This is a genomic window from bacterium (assembly GCA_035281585.1).
Taxonomy (GTDB): domain Bacteria; phylum UBA10199; class UBA10199; order DSSB01; family DSSB01; genus DATEDP01.
This window is the reverse complement of sequence record DATEDP010000113.1, coordinates 20,515-32,538: the sequence shown is the minus strand read 5'-3', so window position 1 is coordinate 32,538 and position 12,024 is coordinate 20,515. Positions and strand designations below refer to the sequence as shown.

Annotated in this window: 9 protein-coding genes; 4 read left to right on the top strand and 5 right to left on the bottom strand. The window is 62.0% G+C overall.

Annotated features, from left to right (window positions below; translation table 11 throughout):
• Positions 1-11: 11 nt before the first annotated feature.
• The 3 genes from VJR29_09490 to VJR29_09480 form a co-directional block, all read right to left on the bottom strand.
• A complete protein-coding gene (locus tag VJR29_09490; GenBank protein HKY63639.1) occupies positions 12-1,811 on the bottom strand; it encodes an OmpA family protein in 1,800 nt (599 codons plus the stop codon).
• A gap of 66 nt (positions 1,812-1,877) precedes the next feature.
• Positions 1,878-3,800 (bottom strand): FG-GAP-like repeat-containing protein, encoded by a 1,923-nt coding sequence (locus VJR29_09485; protein HKY63638.1) that lies wholly within the window; start codon positions 3,798-3,800, stop codon positions 1,878-1,880.
• Between the two features lie 86 nt (positions 3,801-3,886).
• Complete coding sequence (locus VJR29_09480; GenBank protein HKY63637.1) at positions 3,887-4,441, bottom strand: DUF177 domain-containing protein; 555 nt, start codon at positions 4,439-4,441, stop codon at positions 3,887-3,889.
• 73 nt (positions 4,442-4,514) lie between these two features.
• Here VJR29_09480 and VJR29_09475 point away from each other — a divergent pair, with 73 nt between their 5' ends.
• From VJR29_09475 to VJR29_09460, 4 genes are all read left to right on the top strand, one after another.
• Entirely contained in the window at positions 4,515-6,236 is a 1,722-nt protein-coding gene (locus VJR29_09475) for an AarF/UbiB family protein (GenBank protein HKY63636.1), read from the top strand.
• Positions 6,237-6,258: 22 nt separating this feature from the next.
• Positions 6,259-6,747 (top strand): acyl-CoA thioesterase, encoded by a 489-nt coding sequence (locus tag VJR29_09470; protein HKY63635.1) that lies wholly within the window; start codon positions 6,259-6,261, stop codon positions 6,745-6,747.
• A gap of 9 nt (positions 6,748-6,756) precedes the next feature.
• Positions 6,757-7,788, top strand: coding sequence for an energy transducer TonB (locus tag VJR29_09465; protein HKY63634.1), 1,032 nt, complete (start codon positions 6,757-6,759; stop codon positions 7,786-7,788).
• Between the two features lie 530 nt (positions 7,789-8,318).
• Positions 8,319-8,996: a carbonic anhydrase gene (locus VJR29_09460; GenBank protein ID HKY63633.1), complete on the top strand. Its 678-nt coding sequence runs from the start codon at positions 8,319-8,321 to the stop codon at positions 8,994-8,996.
• On the opposite strand, the gene gcvPB is transcribed toward VJR29_09460, so the two are convergent.
• On the bottom strand, positions 8,993-10,528 hold the full coding sequence (gene gcvPB, locus VJR29_09455; GenBank protein HKY63632.1) for an aminomethyl-transferring glycine dehydrogenase subunit GcvPB: 1,536 nt from the start codon (positions 10,526-10,528) through the stop codon (positions 8,993-8,995). The two genes, VJR29_09460 and gcvPB, sit on opposite strands and share 4 nt — an antisense overlap.
• A 138-nt stretch (positions 10,529-10,666) precedes the next feature.
• Positions 10,667-12,019, bottom strand: coding sequence for an aminomethyl-transferring glycine dehydrogenase subunit GcvPA (gcvPA, locus tag VJR29_09450; protein ID HKY63631.1), 1,353 nt, complete (start codon positions 12,017-12,019; stop codon positions 10,667-10,669).
• Positions 12,020-12,024: the final 5 nt, after the last annotated feature.

The window sequence follows — 12,024 nt, the reverse complement described above, 5'->3', positions numbered from 1 at the left end:
TTTTGAAAATACTAGCGACTGACCGACTCGACGAAGATCTGCACGCGGCGGTTCTGCTCGCGGTTAGGCTCGTCGGTGTTGGGCACCAGCGGGTTGGCCTCGCCGAAGCCGGTCACCGTCCCGATGCGGCTCGGATCGATGCCTTGCCCTTCAAGGTACGTCGCGGCGGCCTGAGCCCGGCGTTGGGATAGACGATCATTGTAACGATTGGTGCCAAGGTCGCAGGTGTAGCCGTCGATCTTGACCTTGGTGATCTCGGGGTGGGCTTTCATGAAGCCGGCGATCTTATCCAAGGTCGGCTTGCTGATGTCGCGGATCACCGCCTTGTCGAATTCGAAGTAGATTTTGTCTTGGGCGGTCAATTCGTCGCCGACCTGGACTTCGGAGATCTCGGGCGGCGGCGCGGTCACGTCGGCCACCGGCCGCTTGGTGTAGGTGTAGCCGACGAAGAGCCGGTAGTCGGGGCTGCCGATGCCGTTGCTGAGGCCGAAGCCGGCGCCGGCGTTGATGTCGTGGTTCTTGGCCCAGGTGTAGCGGAAGCCGCCCCGCGCCTCGGCCGGCGTCGTCCGGCGGGTGAAGAAGTCGCTGGTCACCGTGGCCATGTCGACCTCACCGATGAACTTCAGGCGCTCCTTGAGGATGTCGACGCTGATGCCGAAGCCGGCCAGGAATTGGTCGTTCAGCACGTTTCCGCCGATGTCGACCACCCGGTCGCGGGCGAGGTAGCCGACGTTGAGGGCCAGGGTCACCCGATCCTTGATCTTGCCGTCGATGACGACCTTGGCGCCGCCGGCGAAGCTGCCGTTGCCCAGAAAATCCGAAGCGCCCGAGGAGGTCGGGAAGTAAATGAAAGGCAGGATCGCGATGCCGACATGCTTGGTCTCGCGGTCGAGGAGCCGGAACTTCAGGACCAGCTGGATGTCGCCGATGTCGAAGTTGTTTTCGTCGCCGCCCAGGATGACGGGAGCGCGGAGCCCTTCCCAGAAATAAATCGGGATCTGCAATCCGACGGTCATCCAGTCGAGGACGCCGACGCTGCCGACGATGTTGCCGGTCAGCAGGTGATCGACGACGCCGGCGGTCCGGTCGAAATCGGCGTTGCCGAACTCATAGGGCTGGTGAGCGTAATCCAGATAGAAGCCGACGTGGAAATTACGCTGGAGCATGGTCGGCGAGCTGTAGATCGTGAAGTAGTCCGAATCGTCGACCGTCGGGTTGAAGGTATTGACCGAGAAGGAGGTCGTCAGGGCCTGGGCCTGGAAACTCACGGCGCTCAAACCCAGTAACAAGGCCAGGGCCAGGCCCTTCTTAGCCATTCGCCGAGTCAAATAGAAGATCGGTAGCATCAGGATCATCCCCCATAGCCAATGTTGTCCGATTCGCATATTTCCCTTTCCGCTCAAGCTTGCAAGGCAGCCGCCTTGGGTGTCGATGCAGCCGGTGGCGCTGGGATCTTCGCCGGCGACGCAGAGGCTGCCGCAAAGGCCGTCGAAGAAGATCTGGTCGGTGGCGCATTGGATGCACTTCCCGACCTCCTCACCGTCGATGAGGCAAATGCATTCGCCGTCGGCGGCAAAGAAGACGTCGCCGTCTTCGCAGCCGACGTTGGTCGGCTCGCAGATGCCGTCGAGGCAGATTTCCGAGCAGCCGCTGGTGGTGCAACAGTCGGAATCCCCATTGCAAGCGTCCCCCGGAACCGATTGGGAGGAACGAGGAGTGAACTGAATGAAGAGAACCGACAGCAGCAGGAAAAGGACCGGCAACAGGGTATAGCTTAGCGAACGTCCGTGCTGGCGAAAGAACAGACCCATGGGCTCCTTTTCCTCGGGGAAATCAGGCCTTGTTTTAAAAAAGGCGATCCCAGAACACAAGCAAAATTAACGGGTTTTTAGCTTCCGCCGCCGGCCCTGAAGCCAGGCGCCGCCCAGGCTCAAGCCAGCCCCGATCCAAGCCCAAACCGAGGGCCTGGCGGCGGTCGGGCTCAAATCGGCCAGGCACCCACCTTGGGTGAGGACCGGCGTTGGCGTCGGCGTGGGCGTGGGAACCGGAATCCCTCCGGCCGTGACCGTCTTGGTGTCGGTGACGATGGTGGTGCAGCGAGTGCGGCAGCTCAAGGTCAAGGTGTAAGCGCCCGGGGCGGTCGCGGTGAAGGTCGGGGTCAAGGTATCGGCGCCGCTCAAGGTCGCGCCGGCGGCCGGGTTGACTGTCCAGATCACCTCGAAGCTGGCCGGATCCGAAAAAGGCTGGGTGATCTCCGGGGTCACGGTGCAGCTGGCGCCGGAGACGGCGACGGCCTGGTTCAAGTCCGCCGTCTGATCGGCACCGGCAATGGCGCCCACCGTTTCCAAGCCGTTCATGAAGATGACGGCATTCCGGTCGGGACCGGGCGGAATGTCGGCTAGCACCATAATGTCATCGCCGCCGGCTTGGTCGAAATCGGCGGTGTCGATTCCATCGGCGAAGGTGCCGCCGATAATGAGGGCGATCGGAGAATTCAATCCACCCGAGCCATCGGAAGTGAAGACTCCGACGTTGTTGAAGAGGCTTTCGGCGTCGGTCGAGACTACCGCCACATCGCGGACGTTGTCGTTATTGTAGCAGCCGGTGCTGAGGGCGCTAAGATCCAAGCTTAGGACCCCGGCAAGGGGATAGCCGACGAATTGGGTGTTGGGAAAATTCCCGGTCCCGTCGCCAAAATAATACTGCAAGCCCTGGGGCGCCGGAGTCGGCAAAGTCAGCTCGGGCATCGCGACGACGAGGTCGGTGTTGTTGTCGCCATTGAAGTCCCCGGCCTCGACCGAAGACGGCTCGGGATTGTCGCCGGGATGAGCGGCAAACAGGTCGATGGTCGGCGGGTCGTCGCAGGTGAAGCCGCAAGAGCCGTTATTGAGGCAAACGTTGACCACCTGCTCGGTCGGACCGCTGTCGTTGTGCACGTCGATGGCGGCGGCGACGTCCAGGTCGCCGTCGTTGTCGAAATCGCCGATGGTCAAGGTGGCGTTGTCCAAGAATTCACCCCCGCCGGCGGGGCTCCAGAAGACGTTGAGCGGCACCGAGTCGGCGGCCCCGGCCAAATTTTGCAGGCCCGATCCGTTGTTTCGCAGGATGTTGATTCGGGCCGAGGCGATCGGGCTGGCTTCCGGCGTCTGGTCCTCCACCAACACCACCGCGTCGAGCGCGTCATCGCCATTGCAGTCAAAAAGCGCCGTATTGCGTTCCCCCGAAAAAACGTTGGGAACCTCTTGGAATCGTCCGGCCAGGGCGTAATCGGCTCCCACCGGCACCAGGATGCTGCCGTCGGGTCCAAAGCCGGCTCCCGGATTGAGGACTTGGAGCAGCTCGTCGGTTTCCGTCGAGGCGACCCCGATATCGGCGTTGCCGCTGTCCAAGTTCCCGGCAACGACGTTGCCCGAATCCTCGTCGAGCACGCTCAGATCGTAGTCGAGCGAGGTGTTGAATTGATCGCCCGGTCCCGGCTCGCACGCGGTGGCTCCCGCCGCCCGGTTGATCAGGACACTCAGGTTGGGTGTCGGGGCTGAGGAAGTCTCGGGCCGAAGCGCCACGCAGTCGGCGAAACCGTCGCCGTTGAAGTCGGCGCCGCTGAAAGTCTCGTCCTCATTGATGAAGCGGCAAGCGAGGCTCAGGGCATCGGGAAAAGAAGTGCATGCGTCGCTGGCGCAGATCACCGGCTCGAACTCGCAGGGTCCGTTGCTGTTTTGAAACAAGGTTTGGGCTTGAACCGTCGCTCCGGCCGAAGCGAATGCCAGGGCAGCCACCAGCGTTTTCAACGTCAATTTCATAGTCTCTCTCCGGTGTTGAGATGGATCTCGCCCCTTGAGTGCACGGCGCCGGTTTAACGAAGAAAGGCCCGGATTCCAAGTGTTTTTTAGGATTTCAATTTCAAGTCCTTGAGGGCCGAAAAGGGGGAAAACTCGTCCCGCTGGTCGCAAGAGCAGTCGCCTTGATTGAGGTTCTGGCCGCAGCGCGGGCAAAGCCCCCTGCAATCCTCGCGGCAGAGAAAGCGCATCGGCAGGGCTAGGGTGATCTCCTCGCCCAATATCTCGCCCAGGTCGATCTCCTCGCCGTGGTAAAAGCTGAAATCGAGGTCCTCGGCGCTGAGCTCGATCTCCTCCTCCTCGCTGAGCAGCTCCTCGCGGGGACCGGCGAAATAGGGGACCAAGTGGCGCTGGATCGGGATTTCCAAGTCGGCTTCGAAGGCTTGGCCGCAGCGGGCGCAGACCGGCTTCAAGCGAAGGCGGAGGCCGCCGGCCAGCGAGATGTTCTGCATGGTCTTGTGGATCTCGATTTCGCCCTCGGCCGATTCGGCTTCGGGGTTCAAATCGGGGAACTTCCGGCGGATCAGTCCCGGAAACCAGCCGGCCTCGCGATTCAGCTCCAGGATTTGCCCCTCCTCGGGGATGGCGTTCACATGGATCAGCATAAGAAAAACCCTAGCACATCCGCTTGCCGGGCTCCTAGCGCTTGGGTAATGTCCGGCGCGGAGCATCATGGACATGGCCTCGGCAAAACCCAGCCGCATCCGATTCCTTAAGGTCTACTGGCTGACCCTCACGGTGCTGACCCGTTACCTGAGCCTGGTCTTGCTGAGCAAGGTCTTCGGCGAAACCCGGCTGGAATCGCGCTGGCAAGCAACCCACCTCAAGAGTGCCCGCCAGATCAAGGCCAGCATCTTGGAGTGGAAAGGCCTCTTTATCAAAGTCGGGCAGATGATCAGCATCATGACCCATTTTCTGCCCAAGGCCTATACCGAGGAGTTGGAGGGCCTCCAAGACTCGGTGCCGCCGGCGCCCTACTCCGAAATCGAACGCCGCTTTCGCGAAGAGTTCGGCAAGCCGCCGGAGGCCTTCTTCGCCCGCTTCGAACGCCAAGCCATCGCCAGCGCCTCGCTCGGCCAGGTCCATGCCGCCTGGAGCGCCGAGGGCCGCAAGCTGGCGGTCAAGGTGCAGTACCCCGACATCGAGGAAACGGTCCGCATCGACCTCAAGGCGCTGAAACGGATCTTCTCCCTGCTCCATCTGATCTTCCCGCAGTATGGGTTGAAGAAGACCTACGCCGAGATCCGCGAGGTGGTCCTGGACGAGCTCGACTTCAAGAAGGAAGGCGGGAACCTCGAGCTGCTGGCCCAGAATTTCGCCGCCGAGAAGGACCTGCTCTTCCCCAAGGTCCATTGGGGGCTCTCGACCTCGCGGGTCCTGACTCTGGAATTCATGGAGGGGGTGAAGATCCGCAACGTCAAGGCGCTGCGCGAGCTCGGCCTCGAGCCCCGCGACGTCGCGACCAAGCTGATCCACGCCTACTGCAAGCAGATCTTTCTCGACGGCGTCTATCACGCCGACCCCCATCCCGGAAATTTCCTGGTCCAGGCGGCGGAGGAAGAGGTCGAGGTCCAAGTCGAGGCCGAAAACGAGGGCGAGGCCCCGCGGGTTTTTCGTGAGAAGCGGCTGGTGCCCAAGATCATCATGATGGATTTCGGCGCGGTGGCCCGAATCTCCGAGCCGATGCGCAAGGGCATCGCCAAGTTCTTCGAAGGCATCATCAAGCGCGACAACCAGGTGATCAGCCAGGCGATGAAGGACATGGGCTTCATCGCCAAAACCCAGGATGAGGCGGTCTTCGACAAGATCGTCGAGTTCTTCTACGAAAGGCTCAAGGACCTCGACCTCGAGGAGATCAAGAGCCTCCAGTTCAGCAAATTCCAGCGGCTCGAGGACGTCCTCGAATTCCGCAAGCTCGACATTTCGCTGAAGGACCTCTTCAACACCTTCAACGTGCCCAAGGATTGGGCCTTGCTCGAACGAAGCCTGATCCTGCTGGTCGGACTGACGACCCACCTCGACTCCGACTTGAACCCGGTCTCGATCATCATCCCTTACGCCGAGAAGTTCGTCCTCGGGAAGGACCGAACCTTCGCCGACCTGGTGCTCGACGTGGTCAAGGAAGTCCTGCTCGGCTATCTCAAGCTGCCGACCGAGCTGGAGCGGACGCTCCGCTTGCTCAACAAGGGCGAGCTGGCGGTGGTCTCGAAGACCGCGAGCCGCGACGCGCTCGGACTGCGCTCCGCCCTCCACCGCTTGAGCTATATCTTTCTCGCCCTGGGCGGGCTCAACCTGGGATACCTCTTGCAAAAACAAGGGATTTCCCATTACGAATGGGCCTATTACGGCGCCGGTTTCTTCGGATTTCTTTGCGCGGTCAACTTGATTCGCGGAAAATAAGCGGCGCCGCACAGGAGCCCGCATGGAAGCCAAACCCGTCTCCGCCTCCTCCGCCGAATTCACCCACCTGGTCTTGCCCAGCGACACCAACGCTCTCGGCACCATCTTCGGCGGACGGATCATGTCCTGGGCCGACATCGCGGCCGCCATCGTCTCCAGCCGCCATTGCCGGCGGGCCACGGTCACCGCCAGCATGGACGCGCTGCACTTCATCTCGCCGATCAAGCTCGGCGACATCGTCGTGCTCAAGGCCTCGGTCAACTACACTCACCGGACCTCGATGGAGATTGGGGTCAAGATCGAATCGGAAAATCCCATCACCGGCGAGCGCCGCCACACCGCCAGCGCCTACATGACTTTCGTGGCCCTGGATGAGGCCGGCCGGCCCTGCGATATCCCCCAGGTCCTGCCCGAAACGCCCGACGAAAAACGCCGATTTGAAGAAGGCCAAAGGCGCCGAGCCGAGCGTATCGAATGGAAATCGAGCTTGAAGGCCAAGCGCCCGAATTGATTGAAGAATATGACCGAAGACCAGAAAAACATGCGCCGCGTCGCGATATTCGCGCTGCTTTCGCTGCTCTTTCACGTGCTGCTGGGCGGGTTTTTCTACACGATGCAGGAGAGAATGCGGGCCAAGGCTCCGCCTCCGCCGCCCGAGCAAGAGGTGGTCTGGGTCGATGCCGCCGCCCTGCCGCCCCCGCCGATCCCGGTGGTTTCGGGAGCCAATCTTCAGATCGCCGACATCGCCAAACCCAAGGTCGAGAAGGTCCCGGAGAAGACCCGTTTCGCAAGCAAGTATAATTCCAGTGTTCCCGAGGAGACGGTCGCCCGGGTGCCCAAGAACGCCCGGCTCGACTCCGAGACCGACGAGGACGGCAAGCGCGGCGACAACGCCGACCTCCCGGCGCCAAAGCCCGAGAAGAAAGTCGCGATGAAGGAGCCCGAGCCGGAACCGCCGGCGCCGTCCGAGCTCGAAAAGCCGGAGAAGGAAGAGCCGGCCGAAAAGTCGGTATCGCTCGACGACCTCGCCCTCAAGCCCACCGACTTTAAGGACTACTTGCCCAAAGAGAAGAAGGATTCGAAAAAAGTCGCGATGAAGGAGCCTGCGAGCTCCAAGAAGGAGCGCTTCGAGCTTCCGCGACTCGGCCGGCCCGGCGCTCCGGGCGAGCCCGACAATTTCGTCAACGACTTCTTTCCCGACGTCAAGATCGGCGGCAAGACCTACCTCAACACCGCCGCCTTCCCGGACGTCCAATACTTCACCCAGCTCAAGCGGATTTTCCGGATGCGCTTCAACCCCTCGACGCCGCTCCGGGCCCATTTCGCCGGCAACCGGGTCGTCGTCGGCAAGGTCAACGTCTCGATGGCGGTGACAGTCAGCGCCGACGGCCGGCTCAAGGAGCTCTTCGTCATCAAGTCCTCGGGCATCCCGGGCTACGACGAGGAAGCCCTGCGCACGATCCGCGAATCAGCCCCCTTCGCCGCTCCGCCCGCCAAGGTCATGGAGGGCGGCGAGCTCCGCATGAACTGGAACTTCATCACGTACCTTTAGCAAACACTGGGGACCTCGACGCGTGCTCGGGGGTTTTTGCCCGGTCGGGGAGCCCCGGGGACATCCTCCTCACTTTTTTCCCCGGCCCTCAAGCCGGGCCGGGGAAAGCTTGAACCATCGATGTCTATTGGATGCTTTAAGGTGATCGACGGTTCAAAAGCCGTTCGGAGGAGTCCCCGGGGCTCCCCGACCTACCTTGGGCAAAGATGCAAAAAGAACTAAAGTCTTTCCCGGCAGCACAGTGGTAGGGCGGGGTCGGGGTGGGGATGCCCCCTCTCAAAATATCTCTGCAGGAGGGAGGGCGTAGGAGGGGCAAAAAATCCGACGGAGCAAAAAACTTAGGGGCTGACGAAGGAAGCCACTAAGTTTTATTGCGAAGCGGATTTTTTGACCCGACTAGCCCGACCGGGCAGATTTTTGAGAGGGGGCATCCCCACCCCGACCCCGCCCGGGCAAAAAGGCAAAAGCCGGCAGCACCACAAACTCCCTTTGTCCTTGATCCCACCCCAATCCCCGACTATCAAACAAGCATGGAAAAGCTGGTCAAAGGCATCCTCGAATTCCGCCGCAATCTCTCGCCCGAGGTCCGCGAAAGCTTCGCCAAACTCGCCCTGGGACAAAAGCCCGACGTGCTCTTCGTCGCCTGCTCCGACAGCCGGGTCGTCCCCAACCTCTTCGCCTCGACCAACCCCGGCGATCTCTTCGTCGTGCGAAACGTCGGCAACTTGGTCCCGAGCTGGGAAGAGCTCGGCGCCGGCAAGGGCGATTCCTCGGTGGGCGCGGCGTTGGAGTTTTCGGTGGGGGCGCTGAAGGTGAAGGATATCGTGATCTGCGGCCACTCCGAGTGCGGAGCCATGCAGGCCTTGATCGAAAAGCCGGTCAACTCCGAGATGCCTTATCTTTCCTCCTGGCTCAAGAACGGCCTGCCGGCGATGAAGGAAAAGAAGCTTCCGCTCCAGGAAACTCCCGGCCTGAGCCAAGCCAACCGCCTTTCCCAGCTCAACGTCCTCATGCAGATCCAGCATCTTCGAACCTACCCCTTCATCCGCAGCGCTTTGCGCAAAGGCGTGCTGCGCATCCACGGCTGGTGGTTCGACATCCACAATGCCGAGGTCCACGCCTACAAGAGCGGCATTCAGAGTTTCGTGCTGATGGATGAGAAGGAGGTCGAGAACACCCTGCTCGACCTGGAGAACACCAACGCCTAAGCCTTGGGATCGAGCTCCCCGCCGGGAATGGCCGCGGTCGGGACGTAGACGAACTTCGGTTCTTTGGCCGCCTTGACCTCGTCGAGCCGCCGGACCTTGGGAACGTGGGGCGCGGCTTTGACCAAGTCCGGGTCCTCGCGGCACTCCCGGGCGATCTCCTTCATCGAGCGGATGAAGCGCTCCAAGGTCTGGAGGCTCTCGGTCTCGGTGGTCTCGACCATCAAGGCGCCGGCGACGACCAGCGGAAAATAAATCGTCGGCGGATGGTAGCCGTAGTCCATCATCCGCTTGGCAATGTCGGCGGTGGTGACGCCGTTTTTCTTCTGGAGCTTGTCGGAGAAAACGCATTCGTGCATGCAGACGCCGGGATAGGCGAGCTGGAAATCGCCTTCGAGCTTCTTGCGGACGTAGTTGGCGTTGAGCACCGCCCGTTGGGCGACTTGGCGCAGGCCCTCGGCGCCCATCTCCCGGATGTAGGTGTAGGCCCGGACCAGCATCCCGAAATTCCCGTAGAAAGCCTTGACCTTGCCGACCGAGCGCGGCCGCTCGAAGTCCCAGGCGTAGCCCGAGTCCTTTTTCACCACCACCGGCCGGGGCAGATAGGGCTCGAGGATCTTCTTCACCGAAACCGGGCCTGACCCGGGACCGCCGCCGCCGTGCGGCGTCGTGAAGGTCTTATGCAAGTTGAAATGGAGGACGTCGACGCCCATGTCGCCGACCCGGGCCATGCCGACCAAGGCGTTCTGGTTGGCGCCGTCGCAGTAGACCAAGCCGCCCTTGGCATGGACGATCTCGGCGATCTCGGCGATGCCCGACTCGAAGAGGCCCAAGGTATTGGGGTTGGTCAGCATGATCGCGGCCACGTCCTGGTCCATCGCCGCCGCCACCGCTTCGGGCGTGAGGATGCCCTCGGGACCGGTCTTGATGGTGACGACTTTGTAGCCGCAGGCCGCGGCGCTGGCCGGGTTGGTGCCATGGGCGGTGTCGGGGATCAAAACTTTCTTCCGGGCGTCGCCCTGCTCGGCCAGGTAGGCCCGGATCATGAGGAGACCGGTGAACTCGCCCTGGGCGCCGGCCGCCGGCTGGAGCGTCGTCGCGTCCATGCCGCTGATCGCGGCCAAGTAGTCCTGGAGATGGAACATCAGCTCGAGGGCGCCTTGGATATCCTCTTCCGGCGCCAGCGGATGGAGCTTCACGAAGCCGCTCATCCGGGCCACCTCCTCGTTGACCTTGGGATTGTATTTCATCGTGCAGGAGCCCAAGGGATAAAGGCCGGTGTCGATGGAGTAGTTCCACTGCGAAAGCCGGGTGAAGTGGCGGATGACGTCGAGCTCCGAAACTTCGGGCAGGAGCGGCTCGGCCGAGCGGAGCAAGCCGGCCGCGATCTCCTCGCCGGGATCGCTCAGCGGAACCTCGACCTCGGGCAAGGAATATCCTTGCCGGCCCGGTGCGCCACGCTCGAAGATCGTCGGCTCGGCGAAGATCATGCCGCGCTTGCCGGGACCGGTTTTTTTGAGGTCGTTTGAGCTCATAATATTACCAATGCATATTCCCCCCCTTTGAAAAAGGGGGAATCAAGGGGGGATTTAAAACGTCGGCCTGCCAATGAATTCCGCTTCGGCACCTGCCACGGCTTTAAATCCCCCCTGCCCCCCTTTTTCAAAGGGGGGTTACAAAACTTCTCGCAGCGCCCGGATGTACTCATCCATCTGGCTTTTGCTGTTCATTTCAGTCGCGCAGACCAGTATCGCCCTCTCCAAGCCCGGGCCCCAGCTGCCGAGAGCAATGCCGCCGGCGATGCCCTTGGCATGGAGCGCGCTCAGGACTTGCTTAGGGTCGGAGGGCAGGTCCAAGACGAATTCGTTGAAGTGCGGCGCGGCGAAGAGCCGCTTCACGCCCGGCACCTTGGTCAAGCCATCCCGCAGGTAGCGGGCGTGGGCGTAGTTGATCTCGGCCAATTGCCGCAAACCCTTGGGCCCGAGCAGCGAGAGATAGACCGTCGTCGCCAGCGCACAGAGCGCCTGGTTGGTGCAGATGTTGCTGGTCGCCTTCTCGCGGCGAATGTGCTGTTCGCGGGTCGAAAGGACCAGAACGAAGCCGCGCTTGCCCTCGGCGTCGATCGTCTCGCCGACCAGTCGGCCCGGCATCTGGCGAACGTATTCCTTCTTGGTGGCGAAGAGCCCGAGATAAGGGCCGCCCAAATTGAGAAAGTTGCCGAAGGAGGCCCCTTCACCGACCGCGATGTCGGCGCCTTGCTTGCCCGGCGGCTCGAGCAGGCCCAGGCTCAAGGCTTCGCTGAAAGAGGCGATCAGCAGCGCGCCGGCCTGGCGGGCGGCGGCCGAGATCTTGGCGGTCTCCTCGATCACGCCGAAGGCGTTGGGCGATTGGATGCAGACCGCGGCGACTTGGTCGTTCAAGAGCTTTTGCAGCGCCGCTCCGTCGAGCCGGCCATCGGCGCCGCGCGGCACCTCGACGATCTGGCAGCCGATGTTGCTCAGGTAAGTTCTCACCACCTCGCGGTACTCGGGGTGGATCGAGCCGGCGAGCAAAACGGTGTCGCGCTTTTCGTCGCTCAGGCGCAGCGCCATCAGCACCGCTTCGGCCAGGGCCGAAGCGCCGTCGTAATTGCCGGCGTTGGCCAAATCCATCCCGGTCAACGACGCGATCATCGTCTGGTATTCGAAGATGGCCTGGAGGGTGCCCTGGGAAATCTCGGGTTGGTAAGGCGTGTAAGAAGTCTGGAACTCGCCGCGGCCGGTGATGGTGGAAACCGCGACCGGAATGTAATGATGGTAGGCGCCGCCGCCGAGGAAGGAGGATAGGCTGTCGACGGTCTCGTTATCCCGGCCCAAAGCCTTGAGGTGGCGCAGCAAATCGATCTCGGAGAGAGCTGGCGGCAGCTCAAGCCGGCCTTGGAACCGCAATTTTTCGGGAATGACCTTGAATAAATCGTCGGGGCCTTGGATGCCGATGGCCTCCGACATCCGGCGGATCTCTTCGGGGGTATGGGGCAGATAGCGCATGCCGC